This window comes from Sphingobium sp. SYK-6 (assembly GCF_000283515.1).
Taxonomy (GTDB): Bacteria; Pseudomonadota; Alphaproteobacteria; order Sphingomonadales; family Sphingomonadaceae; genus Sphingobium; species Sphingobium lignivorans.
The window spans coordinates 2,076,292-2,091,901 of the sequence record NC_015976.1 but is presented as its reverse complement, the minus strand read 5'-3'; the positions used below and the strand labels follow the sequence as shown (position 1 = coordinate 2,091,901).

Here is a 15,610-nt window from a genome sequence, read left to right as displayed (position 1 = left end):
ATCCGGTCTGACGACGATCAGGGCGATAGTGCGCATAGCCACAGGCCCGGTGCTTTCGCCGGAGCCCGGGGCGGCCCGGCGCCAGTGGTCGAACGGCGGTGTTTCGCATTTCGCCACCAAGGAATTACCGGCGTGAGCCTGCGGGGCATGGCAGGTCGCGTTGTGGTCGCGGCCACGCCAATCGGTGAGTGAATTGAAGGCATTCGTTACGCGCCGGCGGCGTTCCTTGACGGGTGGGGGTTGCGCTTTGTCAGGCGCTTCGATATTCAAGATCGTATAAAGAAAATGCATCAAATGCAAACTGGATCGACAGTTGGTGGCGCAAAGGCTGCGACGGGAGGTGTGAATGCGCGGAAACGCAAATCGCCAACCATCGAGATCCCGGTCGATGCCACCCGAGATCTCGATGGTCGGCGAGGCGAGTCCTGCGACATGGCGAGCCGCATTGCGGGTCGCGCTGTGATGCCTTGGCGGACGGCGAGGAGCTGTTGAGGGGGCGCTGCTGTTTCAGCGCATGCTCGGGTTACGATCATGATAAAGGGGAGGTTCGTGTTGCGAAGGACATCGGTTGCTTTTGCCAGCTTGGGGTTGCTGATCGCGCTACCAGCTCACGCGCAGGCAGTGGAAGGGCAGGACGAGTCCAGTTCTGGCGCCGACCAGTCGAACGGCATTCAGGATATCGTCGTGACCGCATCGCGCAGAGCGGTCAACGTACAGCGGGAGTCCAGGCAACTGTCGGCGGTTGGAGGGGATGAGCTTTCACGCAATGGCGTCGCTGATCCCGCTGCTCTGGCTAACCTCGTTCCGGGCCTGACCATCGGTCGTTCGGGACCGCAATTCCAGATCTATATCCGCGGCGTTGGGGATCGCTCTGTGAACGCCTTCGGCGATCCTGCGGTGGCTCCGAGTCTGGATGGCGTCTATATCCCGAGATCCTTCACCATCCCCGGCTTGTTCTTCGACCTGGAGCGGGTTGAGGTGGTGAAGGGACCCCAAGGCACCCTATATGGCCGCAACGCGACCGCGGGGGCGATGAATCTCATCTCCGCGCGGCCGACGGAGGCACTGGGCGGCTTCGTGGAAATGGAGGCCGGCAACCTTCAGGCCATGCGCGCCGCAGCTGCGGTGAGCGGAGCAATCGCTCCCAATTTATCGGTGCGTGCGAGCGGGCAGGTCACTACCCGCGACGGTTATCTAAGCGATGGTCTTTCCGACGAAAAGATGCAGTCCGCCAGGCTTCAACTCATGTTCCAGCCAAGCGATAAATTCTCCCTCCGCGTTGGCGCGACTTATGCCCACCAGGGTGGAACTGGCGCAGCGCCCGTGCTGTTGCCACAGGTGGATTCCAGCCGTTCTTTCGTTGGCGCCGCTGATCCGGCGTCGATCGCTCGCTTCAACCTGCTCAATCCGAGCAATTCGCTGTTCCGGCCCGGGACCGACGTTTATCTCGACACGGACAGTTGGGTGCTCAGCGCGACTGCGGAATGGCGACCGATAGACGGTATCGTTCTGACCGTCCTTCCCGGATATGTCCATGGCACGAACCGGAACAGGAATTATGTTCCGGGGATACCCTATGACCAGGTTCAGACGAGCAACCAAAAATCGATCGAGGCAAGGCTTTCGTCTGATGGGTCCTCGGCCCTGCAATGGGTGCTTGGTGGATATTATTCCAAGGAGAAGTCAACCGATTGGAGTCAGTTCGCCATCAACCGGGCTGTCCAGATCAGACGGAATTTCCCGACGCTCGATGACGAGACCTGGGCAGTGTTCGGCGAGGGTAAGCTCAGTCTGACCGACCGCTTGCGGGCGATTGGCGGCGTCCGATACACCTACGAGACGAAGAAGATCGATGGGACGTCGCAAACGATTGTTGGCGGCAATCCAACACCGGCCGGGCGCATTTTCGGCGATACGTCCTTTGATGCCGTGAATTATCGTGCCGGCGTTGAATATGATGCCGCCGACCGCGTGATGCTCTACGCGACCGTGAGTACCGGCTTCAAAGCGGGAGGTTTCTTCGGCGCCCTTCCGCCGAATACTTATAAGCCCGAACGCCTGACGTCCTATGAGGCAGGCGTGAAGAGCCGCTTTTTCGACAATCATCTGCAGGTCAACGTCGATGCGTTCTGGTGGGACTATACGGATCGCCAGGAATCTTACATCGGCATCGTTACCGGGGGCGCTACCGCCAATATCACCACCAACGCCGGTTCTGCCCGGATAAGGGGTGTCGATGCGAGCATCATGGCGCTACTGACGGACAATGACAGGCTGACGTTCGACGCCGAATATCTCGACTCCAAATATATCGATTTCGTCTATGATACGAACACCACGGCTGCCCGGACAGGGTGCCGCCTCGGCGCGCCATCCGATCCGCGGCTCAGTGCGAGTGTGGATTGTAGCGGCTTCCAGCTTGTGCGCGCTCCCAAGTGGAGCGGCCGGGTGAGCTTCCAGCATAACTTCCCGCTTGCCGACGGTTCCCGCGTCTCGCTGCTGGCGCAAACGCGCTTCTCATCGCCCTATTGGCTGGCGCCTGACTTCATCCCCGTTGAACGGACAAAGAGCTATCATGTCAGCGACGTGTCGCTGGCCTACCTGACGGCGGGCGAGAGACTGGACGTGTCTGCTTATGTGCGTAACATCGAGAATAAAGAAGTCTATACGCTGGGCGCTCAGAGTTCCGGGATAGACGGTCTTGTTCTGGCAACAACGCAGTTGCCCAGGACCTACGGCGTTCGCCTGCGGTACAAATACTGATGAACAAGATCGACATAGACACCGCGCTCGATGACGCGCCGGTCACATTGCATGTACTGACAGTGTCGTTCGTCATTGCTCTGGCGCTCATCGTCGACGGCTTCGATATCGTCGTCCTCGGTTTCGTGGCCCCTGCCGTGAATGCCAGTTTCGGGCTGGGTTATGGCGGGATCGGCGCTGTCCTGACGGCGTCGCTGATCGGCGTCGCGATCGGGGGCTTTGCCGGCGGATATCTGGGCGATCTGTTCGGCCGCCGGCGGATGATCGGCGTCAGCCTGCTGATTTTCGGTGTCCTGACCCTTCTTTCCGCCATGGCGACCGACGTTTTCCTCTTTGCGCTGGCGCGGCTGCTTGCCGGATTTGGTCTGGGGGTCATGACGCCGAATGCGGCTGCGCTTTTGGCCGAGATCTTGCCACGGAGATTGCGGCGACAGATCATGATGATCGCCTATGCCTTATCGACGATCGGAACCAGCCTGGCGGGGCTTCTGTCTCGTGAAATGCTTCCCGATCCGGGTTGGCGCGCGATTTTCCTGATAGGGGGAACGATGCCGCTGGTCATCGCCGCCTTGGTGTCCCTTTGGGTCCCGGAATCGCCTAAGTTCCTGATGGGCCGCGGAAGGCACGCGGACGCCGCTCGTGTTCTCAACCGCCTTGCGAGGCGAATGATGTTCAGTGGGGATGTGGAATTCACTTCCGCAGAGGACCCGGCGGCGAAGAGACCGCTTCGAACAGTATTCGGGCCCGAATATCGGACTACGACGCTGATCATGGCTTTCATGGTGTTTTTCACCCTGTTTGCCTGGGTGGCGATCGGCAATTGGGGAACAATGGTCATCTCGGATCTCGGCTATGGCATAAAGTTCGCCGCGTCCGTCATGACATTATACAATCTCGCCGGCCTCGTCTGTGCGCTCGCGACGTCCTTCGTCCTCTACAAGTGGGGATCGAAGTGGATTTTCATCACTTTCTCGGGCGTAAGCGTTCTTGCTTCGCTCGGGATCTATAGTGTCGCGGGCGAAATCAGCGAAGGGGTGATCATCCTTTATGTCGTTGTGAGCGGGGCTGTTTTGACCGCGCTTCTGCAGGCCAGTTATCCCGTTGCTGCCGAGGCATTCCCCACAAGCAGTAGGGCTTCCGGCGTGGGCTTCGCATTCGGGTTTGGGCGCCTTGGCGCCGTAACCAGTTCCGCTGTGACGGCTGCCGTTGTAAAATTCGGAGGCATCACGGCTTTCTTCCTTCAGATAGCTATCGCATCCTTCTTTATCATGGTTGCGGCCGTGGCTTTTCGCCAGCATCTGCAAGGCAAAAGCCGATCGGTTTCCGATCACTGAAGCAGGACATATTCAACCGATTGCCGATCAGAAGCGATCGATCCTAGGGACGGCTGAGGCCCTGTGCGGATTTCACTCCGAACCGTGGATCGGCCAAATCCTTCATGTGGGGGCGCCAGGGTTACCCAACCTTTCCCAGTCAGGCGAAGTGTGCTTACCGGGATGGGTTCCCCGTGCGCGCGATTCCGGCATGTTATCCGTTGAACAATGCTGACGCTGTCTGGCGGTCAGGGGCGCGCGCCCTGACCGCTCATTCTGCGTTCCTAGAGGTTGTAGATCCGTGCTACGTTGGCTTCCAGAAGCTTTGTCTGGATATCTTGCGGGAAGCGCTCCACGGCCTGGCGGCCGCGGGCAACCATCTCAGCATAGGACCCCTTTGACTGGGTCACGTCGGATCCCCACAGCAACCTGTCAGCGCTAAAAATGGCGAGATAGGCGTCCAGCACGCGGCTCGCGTCAAGCTGGCGCTCGGCCAGGGAGTTGAGCGGGATTGATGTGAACTTGAGCGACACATTGGCACGATCGCCCATGCGGCGGACCAGATCGTCGATGCCGCTGTCTACCTCATTCCCGATGGGGCCGTTGGTCAGATGGTCTATAACGAGCTGTGTAACGGGATACTTATCGAGTAGCGTTTCAAGGCGTGTCAAACCTTCGTCGCGGTTCCAGACAAAGAAATGCACGCACACGGGGACGCATAAATCCGACACAGCGCTCCAGAAAGCCGGAGCATTCGGGCCATCAAGCCAGTTGAACGTCTTGTCCTGGATATTCGCCATCAGCCGAAATCCGGCGGCGCCGGAGGTGTGCAATTTTCTGACTTCATCGCCGCAGGCGCTTTGGCTGACATCGACGTTGCAGACGGCTTTCAATTTTCCATTGCTGGCCTTGGCTGCATCGATGACATAACTGTTGTCAAAGCCATAAATTTGGCCTCGCTGCACAACCAGGGCCTTCGAGACGCCGCAACTCGTCATCTCCTCGATCAGACGCTCAGCCGGGAAGGGATCATTCAACACCTCCGCCACCTTTGGATCGTCGGGATTTGCTGCGGGATATTTTGCAAGATTGTCAGAAATGATGTGCGCGTGCGAATCGTGCATCGCTGCGATCCCCATTGAATTAAAGTGGAACTACTGGCAGTAGAGTATGCAATAGTGTTAGGCAATATGGGTTATCGAAGTGTAGGCGGCCCGCGCAGAAGGTCGTCGCGGACATGAGCGCGACGGGCCCAGGCTCCTCCTCAGGGCGTGGGAACGGGGCGGCTGCATTTTTCGGTTGCGGTGACCATAGAACTTGCTGAATATACGATAATGTAGGCAATAGTAGATACGATGAGAGGGTTGTGCTTTGCGGGAAAGAGGGCGCGCAGTTGCGATAACGGGGTGCATCCTCGGGAATGTGGTCGACGGCTATGGGGTCGTCGCGGTCGCATTCATCGGCAAGGCGATCGAGCGGGTGTGGCATCTCGATCCAGCGATGCTGGGGCTCGTTTTCGCCGCAGGCCCTGCAGGAATGATGATAGGCTCGCTTGTCATCTCCCCGTTCGCGGACCGGTTGGGGCGCAGGAAAGTGGCGCTTGCGTCGCTCTTGCTCGTCGCGATCAGCATGTTCTGTGCCGCGCTCGCGGGGAATGTGTGGCAACTGCTTGCGGCCCTTGCGGTAACAGGCCTGGGTATCGGCGGGGTCTTGGCGACGCTCAACACCGTTGTTGCGGAGATAGCGCCGCCCGAGCGACGTAACATGGTAATGGCCATCTTTTCATCCGGCTATCCACTTGGATCCACCCTGGCGGGGGGCTTTGCAATCGGCCTGATGGCCAAATTCGGCTGGCCCGTAGTCTTCGTCATCGGTGGCACGCTGGCTACCCTCGTTTTCTTCTTCAATCTCTTTTCATTGCCGGAACCGCCGCGCGGCGCCCTGCCTGCCCGCGGCGACGATGACACATCATGGCGCCCGTTCGGCCCTAAGCAACGAGCTGCCACGGTCGCGATTTGCCTCGCTTTCTTCCTCAACATGATCAGCTTCTATTTCATCCTCCTGTGGACCACGCGGCTGACGATCGCGATTGGCGTGCCGGAGAATGTCGGCGCGACGGCGATGACGATCGTCAATCTCGCCAGTCTTGTAGGACCCTTCCTTTTCGGCGCGCTCGCGGACAGATTTGGGCTCATTCGCGTGGCTGGCCTCTATTTCGTCGGTTTTGGCGGCGCAATCGCATTGTTTGCCGGGGCAACGACCGATCTATGGGTGATCTATATGATAGCAGCCCTGATCGGGCTGTTGATGGCAGGCGCAATGACGAGCCTCTATGCCAGCACGCCGCTTATCTTTCCTGCAAAAGTGCGCGCCGCGGGCACAGGCCTTGCGATCGGGATCGGCCGGCTCGGCGCGACCGTTGGGCCAATGCTGGCCGGTTTGGCCCTTCAGATCGGGATCGGGCGACCGGGTCTCTACCTGCTGTTCGCTATACCGCCAATCCTGGTGGCCATCCTGCTGATGTCGGGTCGGATCGCACCGGCAACGACCATTAATAAGGAAATCTGAAATGAAGGCACCGGTTCGCGCCGCCGTAAAGGTCGACGTCGAAAAGACGGAAATCCGCGAGTTTGAACGTCCCGCTATCGGCGCGGAGGCCGGCCTCCTGCGGGTCGAGGCTTCCGGCGTCGGAGGCAGCGACCCGGAAATGTACCGAAAGCCCGACAGCGCTCCATGTATTATGGGACACGAGAATGTCGGCACGGTAGAGGAGCTGGGTGAAGCGGCAGCAAAGCGTTGGGGGCTTAAGGTCGGAGACCGGATAGCGCTGCACGAATATCTGCCCTGCTGGCATTGCCACTGGTGTCGGCAGGGCGACTTTCGGCTGTGCATGGAAGCAGACTTCTTCAACGTGAAGGACCAGTTCAACACATTGCGCTACGGCACCTGCAACGCCGAGCATCCACCGCATCTCTGGGGCGGCAACGCGCAATATATGTATCTCGCTCCTAACGCCGTGATCCACAGGATTCCTGCGGACATGGACGCGCGTCACGCCACGCTTGCTGTGCCGCTCGGAAACGGGGTCCAGTGGGCAGTGCTCGACGGTGGCGCCGGCCTCGGTAAGACTGTCCTTGTCTACGGTCCCGGGCAGCAAGGCCTGGGCTGCGCGCTCGCGGCCAAGGCCGCGGGAGCGGCAAAGGTCATTATCTGCGGGATGACGCGCGATCGCAGTCGTCTGGACCTTGCCCCCCAACTGGGCGCGGACATCGCCGTCGATGTCGAGCAGGAGAATCTCGAAGCGATCGTGATGCGCGAGACTGCGGGTCGTGGCGTCGACGTGGTGGTGGACACAACCGGGGATCCCACGGGTGAAATTGCCGAGCAGGCGATCAGCCTGTCCGCCAAGGGGGCGTGGCTCAGCCTTAACGGTCTTCGCCAGCAGGTGCCGATCGGTGAGATCAAAAAGCGCTATCTCACCGTCCGTGCGCCGCGAGGTCATAGTTACCGGTCGGTGGAAATCGCGCTGCAACTTATCGGATCGACCCGCTGGCCGATCGATCTGTTGTGCAGCCATGATTTTGGTCTCGATCAGGTGCACGAGGCGATACTGGCCACCGCCGGGCGAGGAATCGAGGGCGCGATTCATGTGACGGTTTCGCCATGGCGGGCGACTTGACAGCCATGCGACTTTCAGGTGTGAATCCTCGATGAGTACAGCATCGTCAATTTCTACCGCCCAACCCGAATCCGCGCTGTCGGATCGAATGGTACAGTTGATCCGTCGCGCGATCATGCGTGGAGGACTTCAGCCCGGCGCTCATCTCAGCCAAACCGGCCTGGCCGAGGAATATTCGGTGAGCAAGGTTCCGGTTCGGGAGGCCCTCAAGCAGCTGCATGCGGAAGGCTTGCTGCAGCATGATCGCAACCGGGGTTATTTCGTGACTCGCCTGTCGCGCGGGGAAGCGCGTCAGCTTTATAAGTTGCGGCGCTGGCTCGAAGCCGAGTTGCTGCGCAGCGCCCGTTGGCCCAACGCCACGGAGATCAAGAAACTGAAGGCCTATTTCGAAATCATCTCTCGCCCATTAAGTCCGGGAAAGCGTGAGATATGGCTCGAAGCCCTGACGGCGGCGCGCGAACTGATCTTCAGTCTTTCGCCGGAGAAGATTCTGCTGCGCGAGGCCATGCGCTTATGGACCTTGACGGACCGTTTTCGCGCCCTGCTTCCCGATGAGGAATCCGCGACAGGTGAGAAGGCCCTGTATGACGCGCTGGTGATGAAGGATCGCGACACTTTGCTCGCGGCTCATTCGGCGGATCGGGATCGCATCGAACATTTGCTTGAAGAGGTGTTTGACAGCCTGCCTGGCTATTGGACGGCTGACTAGCTCGCGTCTTCGCGTGTGAGGCCGAAGAAGGCAGCAGTGACGACAAGGCCTGCCGGATAGCAAAAAGTCGCAGGGCTGGCGACCCAACCTGGCGCAAGGATGACGCTGGGCAGCGTGGAATTCAGATATCGCCTGTCAAGCGGGCGATCGCCATCAGACTGCCCGTCGCGCCGCCCGATCGGACGGCAGAGTTTGCCACTGCGAAGTGCATAACTGGGGGCACATCGTGATCGGTTGAACGGGATGGGATGCCCGATCCAGGTCGAGGGCAATGCGACCAGCGTAACCACGCTATCGAGCCTGATCGCGGCGGTCGAGAAGCACAGGGCGGCGATTGTCCAATGATGCGGGGCGAGGAAAGGCCTCCAGCATTGGTACGCGCGAGAATGCCCTCGCAATGCCCAGCCATTCTCGTGACTTCAGCGCCTGGCAGCTTTGCGACGGGCGAGCCGACCGAGGGAACTGCTTTCCCAACGGATCGCGCACAAGGGGTTGGGAATGGATCTGCGCGTCCTTTCTTAGCCGGCGCGGACCATTCCGCCGTCCACATGCAGATTTTGACCGGTGATGAACTCGGCGCCATCGGTGCAAAGGAACAGGATGGCGCCTGTCAGATGCCGGGGTTCCATCACCTTGGGGACGGGCTGGAGTTGGGCAATCGCCTGGAACATATCTTCATTGATCGCGTCGTCGGCGCCGGGCGTGCGCACCGGATTGGGCGCTATGGAATTCACCGTGATATTGTACTTGCCGAACTCGGTCGCCGCCGCGCGTGTCAGGCCAACCACGCCCGCCTTGCTCGCAACATAAGGTGCGCCATTGGGCGGAGCGGTGTTGGCTGCGGCTGAAGAGAAATTGACGATACGGCCCCAGCTATTTTGCTTCAGTTGCGGCAGGAATGCCTGAATTGTGAGGAACATGGCGTCAAGATTGACGGACATGGTACGACGCCAATAATCGAAGCCCAATTCCTCGAAAGGCATCGGCGAGGGATGCAGGCCGGCATTGTTCACGAGAATATGTGCCGGGCCAAATGCCTCGGCGGTTCTGGACGCCAGTTGGGCGACCGCCTCGGGTGAACTGATATCGCCAGTGACCGCGATGGCGTGCCCGCCAGCCGATTTGACGCTTTGAACCGTCTGGTCGCAGTCGAGAATGTCCGTCGCGACCACTGCCGCGCCTTCGTGCGCCAGTGTGCGGACGATCTCGGCACCGATCCCCCGGGCAGCGCCCGTGACGACCGCGACCTTTCCTTCGAGAATACCCATATTTCTTTCCGCTCCACTCGGGACTCGCTTGGCGAGCCGCTCTGCCAATTTCTATGTTGGCCTATCATTGGTGATCGAAGATTGTCAGGCAATAATTTATTCTATTTTAGCACGCCGTGGACTTGGCGCATTGGCGGACCAGCTTGCTCCTCCGCACGTCCACAGAGCGCTGCGAAACTATCGGAATGGCTGGTCTCAGCCCAATGTCTCATTCCGCCGCGATGGCGTCTTCGTTCGATCGCGAAAGATCCTGGGCCGCTTCATCGGCGATCAGCTTGGCGAGAAGACGACGCGCTGAAACGGGTGCCGCGTCCGTTGGAAGAAGTATCGGGTTAAGGAGGTTGATGTCGCTTATCTTGCCCATCCGCCGTTGCACCATTTCGATCATGGGTTCGTCCTGCCGGCCAAAGGCGAGGTCGAAGAAATCGAGCAGGGCCTTGTCGACCTCCGGATCGCCGAGCCGTCGGTTGCGGCCGTTGACGAAGAAGTAATGCGATGAGAATTCCGTCTCCGGCGTGATGAAGTGAAGCTGCGGGATATGAGCGCCTTCCTCCTTCGGGGTCCCGTCGATCCAGCTCCCGACCGCGAAATCGAGCATTGCAGGTGGATGCCAGGTCATCGTCGATTCGGAATGAACCGGCGTTTGCGCATCGAAACCGAACAGCGCCTGATGCGCCGCGGGAGCGGCAAGGCCGCTGCGGATGCGATGATTGACGATGGAGCGTTCGCGGCGTTCGAGCTTCTGCTTCGTCGCGGCCAGCAGCTCTTCACTGCTATACTGACCACCGGCAAACTGGGGATGGATATAAGCGGCATGGCTGAGGTCGAGCAGGTTATCGACCACCAGTTCATAATGGCCGCGGACATGAAGCAGTCCCTTGACGACGCTGAAGTCCTTGGGACGTTCGAGAAAGTCGATCCTGGGAAGCGCGTCCTCGCGCGCTCTCTCTGGATCGCCCGGCCAGATCCAGACGATGCCATATTTTTCCAGGACGGGCCAGGCAGCGACGGACGCCGCCTTGAGGGGGCCTCCGCCCTTCATATGCGGATTATGGGTGCAGGCGCCCGTACGATCGAACCGCAGGCCGTGATAAGGGCACTGGATCGTTCCCTCGATCACCTTGCCGCCTGACAAGGGGGCGAATCGATGCGGGCATCTATCTTCGAGAACGGCGAGTTGCTTCTCCGCGTCGCGATAGATGACCATGTCGCGATCGAGCAGCTTGCGCGCCAGCGGCCGTTCACCGATTTCGTCGGCATAGGCCGACGCATACCAGGCGTTGCGGAGATAGTTCAGCATCCTTCTTTATCCTTCACTTGACTAACGATCATTTATACAATCTATGGGCTGTGGAGTCGAGATTGAAACGGTTCCGCTGCGGACCATCGGGGTTCCTGCTAGTTTTCGAAGAGGGGGCATTTGGGGATGAAGACACGCGCCGCGGTAGCGTTTGAAGTCAAGAAGCCGCTGGAGATTGTGGAGCTGGACCTTGAGGGTCCGAAGGCTGGCGAGGTTCTGGTTGAGATCAAGGCGACCGGTATCTGCCATACCGATGCCTATACGCTCGACGGCTTTGACAGCGAGGGCATTTTCCCCAGCGTGCTTGGGCATGAGGGCGCGGGCATCGTGCGCGAGATCGGGCCGGGTGTCACCAGCCTGAAGCCGGGCGATCATGTCATCCCGCTCTACACCCCCGAATGCCGCCAGTGCAAAAGCTGTCTGTCGGGCAAGACCAACCTGTGCACCGCGATCCGCGCGACCCAGGGTAAGGGACTGATGCCGGACGGCACCACACGCTTTTCCTATAAGGGCCAGCCGATCTTCCATTATATGGGCTGCTCGACCTTTTCCAACTTCACCGTGCTGCCCGAGATCGCCGTCGCCAAGATTCGCGAGGACGCGCCGTTCCAGTCGAGTTGCTATGTCGGCTGCGGCGTGACCACCGGTGTCGGGGCTGTCGTGAACACGGCGAAGGTCCAGGTTGGCGACAATGTCGTCATCTTCGGTCTTGGCGGCATCGGCCTCAACGTCATCCAGGGCGCGAAGCTCGCTGGCGCAGGCAAGATCATCGGCGTCGACATCAATCCCGACCGCGAAGATTGGGGGCGAAGGTTCGGCATGACCGACTTCGTCGATGGTCGCGGGAAGGACCGCGCCGCCACTGTCGCTGAGATCCTCTCCCTCACCGATGGCGGCGCGGACTACACTTTCGACTGCACCGGAAATACAGAGGTGATGCGCACCGCCCTCGAAGCCTGCCATCGCGGCTGGGGCACGAGCATCGTTGTTGGTGTGGCCGAGGCGGGCAAGGAGATCAGTACGCGCCCGTTCCAGCTCGTCACCGGACGCAACTGGCGCGGCACTGCGTTCGGCGGGGCGAAGGGACGCACCGATGTGCCCAAGATCGTCGACTGGTACATGAACGGCAAGATCGAGATCGATCCCATGATTACTCATGTTCTCAGCCTGGAGGAAATCAACAAGGGTTTCGATCTCATGCACAAGGGTGAGAGCATCCGCAGCGTCGTGGTGTTTTGAATTCCAACAAGGCTACAGGAGAAATATTATGGCAGTGATTTCTGGTGACGGCGTCTTCTCGCATGTTTTCATTGGCGCGGCGGATGTCGAGACGTCGGCGAAGTTCTATGACGCGGCGCTGGGTGCCCTCGGAGTGCAGAATCTGGGGCCTTTCGGCAATAGATGGATTCTTTACGGCAAGGAAAAGCCGGCGTTCATCATTGCGCGTCCCGGCAACGGCGAAGCGCCTTCCAGCAACGGCGTGACGGTTGGCTTTGCGGCCGCCAGCACCGCCGAAGTCGATGCCTTTTATGCGGCCGGCCTCGAAAATGGCGGAACGGACGAAGGCGCGGCCGGACCGCGCAGCCATCTGCCCGGAGCCTATGCCGCCTATCTGCGCGATCCGGCCGGCAACAAGGTTTGTGCCTACACCTTCGTGTAAGAACCGGGAACAGTTGCCGCCATGATCGAACAGCTGAGCGCGAACCGCAGTCATGGCGGTATACAAGGCGTTTACAAGCATCAGTCGAAGGTGACCGGGACGGAGATGGTCTTTTCCGTTTTCGTCCCGGACTGCGCCCCGGGAGAAAAGTTGCCGGTGGTGTGGTATCTGTCAGGTCTCACCTGCACGCATGCCAATGTGACCGAGAAGGGTGAATTCCGGCGAGCATGCGCGGAACTCGGCCTCATCTTCGTGGCCCCTGACACCTCGCCGCGTGGCGAAGGCGTGACCGACGATCCAGCCGGCAGCTATGATTTCGGTCTTGGCGCGGGTTTCTATGTCGATGCGACGCAGGAGCCTTTCTCCCATCATTATCGCATGTGGTCCTATGTGACCGAAGAGTTGCCGCGCGTGATCGAGTCGGAATTTCCGTCCGACCTCGAACGGCAATCGATCATGGGACATTCCATGGGAGGTCATGGCGCTCTGACGATCGGCCTGGCCTTTCCCGACCGTTACCGCGCGGTTTCGGCTTTCTCGCCGATCACGGCGCCATCTCAGGTTCCGTGGGGCCAGAAAGCGCTCCGAGGCTATCTGGGAGATGATGTTTCGGCGTGGCGCAAGCACGACGCGGTCGCCCTGATCGAAGACGGCTCCCATATTCCGGATCTGCTGGTCGACCAGGGTGACGCGGATCAGTTTCTGCACGAACAGCTGAGGCCCGAATTGCTGAGGGATGCCTGTAAGGCTGCAGCCATTCCGCTCACGCTGCGGCTCCAGCCGGGCTATGATCACAGCTATTATTTCATTTCAACATTCATGGCCGATCATCTGCAATGGCACGCTGCTCGGCTGTAAGATCGGACAAGTTAATGGTTCAAATTGTCGTCACGGATCGCGGCGGTGCGCAGCAGTCTATCGAAGCGAAATCGGGTTTGTCGCTGATGGAAGTTATCCGCGATCATGGCATCGACGAGTTGCTTGCGCTGTGCGGGGGGTGTCTCTCTTGCGCCACCTGTCACGTCTATGTCGAGCTCGCCTATTTGCCCAAACTTCCCGCGATGAGCGCGGATGAGGATGATCTGCTGGACAGTTCGAGCCATCGGACCGCTGCATCGCGACTCTCGTGCCAGATCGTCATCGGCGACGAACTGGATGGCCTTGAAGCAACCATCGCTCCGGAAGACTAAGGGTAATGAAGGCCGACATCGTCATTGTTGGGGCAGGTCATGGTGGAGCCCAGGCCGCGATCTCTTTGCGGCAAATGGGGTTCTCCGGCTCGATCCTGATGGTCGGACGGGACAGCGAGCCGCCCTATGAGCGGCCTCCTCTCAGCAAGGAATATCTCGCGCGGGAGAAGACCTTCGAACGGCTCTACCTCAGACCGCCAGGCTTTTGGCGAGACAAGAACATTGATCTCGTCCTGGGGAGGGCGGCGGTCTCGGTTGATCCGGTGGCCCATCGCGTCGATTTCGCCGACGGCGGGCAGGTTCAATACGGCAAGCTCATCTGGGCTACGGGCGGGGACCCGCGCAGGCTAGGATGTACTGGTGCGGATCTCTCCGGCGTCTATACGATCAGAGATCGCGCAGATGTGGACCAGATGATGACCCGCCTGGACGCGGGCCTGGTGCGTGTTGTCGTCATCGGCGGCGGATATATCGGCCTGGAAGCTGCAGCAGTCCTGACCAAATTGGGCTGCGAGGTGACAGTACTTGAGGCTCAGCCGCGCGTATTGGCCCGTGTGGCTGGACCAGCCCTTTCCGCTTTCTACGAGGCCGAACATCGTGCTCATGGTGTCGATTTACGCACCGATGTGCAGGTTGACGCGCTCGAAGGGGAGGGCGGCGAGGTCAAGGCAGTGCGACTGGCGAACGGAGAGGTTATTCCCGCCGACATGGTGATCGTCGGCGTCGGCGTCGTTCCCGCTGTGGAGCCCCTGCTCGCCTGCGGCGCCAAAGGTGGCAATGGCGTCGAAGTCGAAGTTAATTGCCAGACGAGCCTGCCGGATGTCTATGCGATCGGCGATTGCGCGGCGCACGCGAATGTCTTCGCAGGGGGTGCCCGCATCCGCCTTGAATCCGTTCAAAACGCCAACGATATGGCCAAAACCGTCGCGCAGGCGATTGTCGGAGAGCCCCGTCCTTATCATGCGGTTCCCTGGTTCTGGTCCAATCAATATGACCTCAAACTCCAGACCGTGGGGCTTTCGACGGGTTACGACGACACGGTTGTGCGGGGCGATCCTGCCTCCCGAAGCTTTTCGGTCATCTACCTGAAGGATGGCGCCGTAATCGCACTCGACTGTGTCAATCAGGTCAAGGACTATGTCCAAGGTAAGGCTCTCGTCATCCAGAGGGCCCGTGTTGGCGCGACAAGCCTTGCCGATACGACTATAGCCTTGAAGGAACTGGTGGTCGAAGCGCAGGATAGGCAACCGGGTGTCGAAGTGCTTTGACCAACAACCGGGGCCATAGGGTTCCTTGAGCTGGGCATCGAGGGATTCTGACGCCTGTAGCGAATGTTTTCTTTGCGGGCGATGTCATGTTTCTCTTGATAACGACGGTGTGTTGCGTTTGTCGGTCAACGAAGATGAGAATGATCTTCAGCTCGGAACGGCGGTTCGGAACAGCACGTTTGGCTTTTCAGATGCCTTAGCCGATGCGCCGGCCAGTCTGAGGCTTATCGTCACCTGAAAGTTGAACGCGACATCGGCTACGGCTCTTTTGGTTTCGGAGTGCGTCCTGGCCCCAACTGACTCAGCGATCGGTGATCCGCAGGTTGACGTCGGTCTAATCGACGAGGCAGTTTTGGCGTTGATGATTCTCGCGCTGTGGGAGATCGTCAGCTTCTGACTTGGTGGGCCGGCTCTACGAAAAGGATCTCATCCCCAATCCAATGATCAATGCCACTGCGGT

13 protein-coding genes are annotated in these 15,610 nt (G+C 59.6%); 10 read left to right on the top strand and 3 right to left on the bottom strand.

The features are described 5' to 3' along the window. The first annotated feature begins 549 nt into the window (after nt 1–549). Both SLG_RS09345 and SLG_RS09340 read left to right on the top strand, forming a co-directional pair. Nucleotides 550–2,763, top strand: a complete 2,214-nt coding sequence (locus tag SLG_RS09345; RefSeq protein ID WP_158512706.1) for a TonB-dependent receptor — start codon at nt 550–552, stop codon at nt 2,761–2,763. Continuing rightward, entirely contained in the window at nt 2,763–4,097 is a 1,335-nt protein-coding gene (locus SLG_RS09340) for an MFS transporter (protein ID WP_014076215.1), read from the top strand. Before SLG_RS09345 ends, SLG_RS09340 begins: the two co-directional genes overlap by 1 nt. Before the next feature lie 263 nt (nt 4,098–4,360). On the opposite strand, the gene SLG_RS09335 is transcribed toward SLG_RS09340, so the two are convergent. Further along, on the bottom strand, nt 4,361–5,215 hold the full coding sequence (locus tag SLG_RS09335; RefSeq protein ID WP_083853359.1) for an amidohydrolase family protein: 855 nt from the start codon (nt 5,213–5,215) through the stop codon (nt 4,361–4,363). Nucleotides 5,216–5,498: 283 nt separating this feature from the next. Here SLG_RS09335 and SLG_RS09330 point away from each other — a divergent pair, with 283 nt between their 5' ends. The 3 genes from SLG_RS09330 to SLG_RS09320 are packed head-to-tail and all read left to right on the top strand — an operon-like array spanning nt 5,499 to nt 8,464. Beyond that, the gene (locus SLG_RS09330; RefSeq protein ID WP_014076213.1) at nt 5,499–6,644 is read left to right on the top strand and encodes an MFS transporter; all 1,146 of its coding nucleotides are present in this window, start codon (nt 5,499–5,501) and stop codon (nt 6,642–6,644) included. Nucleotide 6,645: 1 nt separating this feature from the next. Then, a complete protein-coding gene (locus SLG_RS09325) occupies nt 6,646–7,755 on the top strand; it encodes a zinc-dependent alcohol dehydrogenase (RefSeq protein WP_014076212.1) in 1,110 nt (369 codons plus the stop codon). 31 nt (nt 7,756–7,786) lie between these two features. Further along, nucleotides 7,787–8,464, top strand: a complete 678-nt coding sequence (locus SLG_RS09320) for a GntR family transcriptional regulator (RefSeq protein WP_014076211.1) — start codon at nt 7,787–7,789, stop codon at nt 8,462–8,464. A gap of 518 nt (nt 8,465–8,982) precedes the next feature. Here SLG_RS09320 and SLG_RS09315 read toward each other — a convergent pair. Together SLG_RS09315 and SLG_RS09310 are read right to left on the bottom strand one after the other, a co-directional pair. Further along, complete coding sequence (locus SLG_RS09315; RefSeq protein ID WP_014076210.1) at nt 8,983–9,732, bottom strand: SDR family NAD(P)-dependent oxidoreductase; 750 nt, start codon at nt 9,730–9,732, stop codon at nt 8,983–8,985. Between the two features lie 208 nt (nt 9,733–9,940). Beyond that, the gene (locus SLG_RS09310; protein WP_014076209.1) at nt 9,941–11,032 is read right to left on the bottom strand and encodes an aromatic ring-hydroxylating dioxygenase subunit alpha; all 1,092 of its coding nucleotides are present in this window, start codon (nt 11,030–11,032) and stop codon (nt 9,941–9,943) included. Between the two features lie 126 nt (nt 11,033–11,158). On the opposite strand from SLG_RS09310, the gene SLG_RS09305 reads away from it, so the two are divergent. The 5 genes from SLG_RS09305 to SLG_RS09285 are packed head-to-tail and all read left to right on the top strand — an operon-like array spanning nt 11,159 to nt 15,150. Further along, nucleotides 11,159–12,271, top strand: coding sequence for an S-(hydroxymethyl)glutathione dehydrogenase/class III alcohol dehydrogenase (locus SLG_RS09305; RefSeq protein WP_014076208.1), 1,113 nt, complete (start codon nt 11,159–11,161; stop codon nt 12,269–12,271). A 28-nt stretch (nt 12,272–12,299) separates the two neighbouring features. Further along, complete coding sequence (locus SLG_RS09300) at nt 12,300–12,692, top strand: VOC family protein (RefSeq protein ID WP_014076207.1); 393 nt, start codon at nt 12,300–12,302, stop codon at nt 12,690–12,692. Between the two features lie 21 nt (nt 12,693–12,713). Further along, nucleotides 12,714–13,550, top strand: coding sequence for an S-formylglutathione hydrolase (fghA, locus tag SLG_RS09295; RefSeq protein ID WP_014076206.1), 837 nt, complete (start codon nt 12,714–12,716; stop codon nt 13,548–13,550). A gap of 14 nt (nt 13,551–13,564) precedes the next feature. Then, a complete protein-coding gene (locus SLG_RS09290) occupies nt 13,565–13,882 on the top strand; it encodes a 2Fe-2S iron-sulfur cluster-binding protein (RefSeq protein WP_014076205.1) in 318 nt (105 codons plus the stop codon). A gap of 5 nt (nt 13,883–13,887) precedes the next feature. Continuing rightward, a complete protein-coding gene (locus tag SLG_RS09285; protein ID WP_014076204.1) occupies nt 13,888–15,150 on the top strand; it encodes an NAD(P)/FAD-dependent oxidoreductase in 1,263 nt (420 codons plus the stop codon). Nucleotides 15,151–15,610: the final 460 nt, after the last annotated feature.

Coding starts and splice junctions, on each gene's coding strand:
- SLG_RS09340 (WP_014076215.1), top strand. CDS start 2,763: ATGAACAAGATCGACATAGACACCGCGCTCGATGACGCGCCGGTCACA.
- SLG_RS09335 (WP_083853359.1), bottom strand. CDS start 5,215: ATGGGGATCGCAGCGATGCACGATTCGCACGCGCACATCATTTCTGAC.
- SLG_RS09325 (WP_014076212.1), top strand. CDS start 6,646: ATGAAGGCACCGGTTCGCGCCGCCGTAAAGGTCGACGTCGAAAAGACG.
- SLG_RS09320 (WP_014076211.1), top strand. CDS start 7,787: ATGAGTACAGCATCGTCAATTTCTACCGCCCAACCCGAATCCGCGCTG.
- SLG_RS09315 (WP_014076210.1), bottom strand. CDS start 9,732: ATGGGTATTCTCGAAGGAAAGGTCGCGGTCGTCACGGGCGCTGCCCGG.
- SLG_RS09310 (WP_014076209.1), bottom strand. CDS start 11,032: ATGCTGAACTATCTCCGCAACGCCTGGTATGCGTCGGCCTATGCCGAC.
- SLG_RS09305 (WP_014076208.1), top strand. CDS start 11,159: ATGAAGACACGCGCCGCGGTAGCGTTTGAAGTCAAGAAGCCGCTGGAG.
- SLG_RS09300 (WP_014076207.1), top strand. CDS start 12,300: ATGGCAGTGATTTCTGGTGACGGCGTCTTCTCGCATGTTTTCATTGGC.
- fghA (WP_014076206.1), top strand. CDS start 12,714: ATGATCGAACAGCTGAGCGCGAACCGCAGTCATGGCGGTATACAAGGC.
- SLG_RS09290 (WP_014076205.1), top strand. CDS start 13,565: ATGGTTCAAATTGTCGTCACGGATCGCGGCGGTGCGCAGCAGTCTATC.
- SLG_RS09285 (WP_014076204.1), top strand. CDS start 13,888: ATGAAGGCCGACATCGTCATTGTTGGGGCAGGTCATGGTGGAGCCCAG.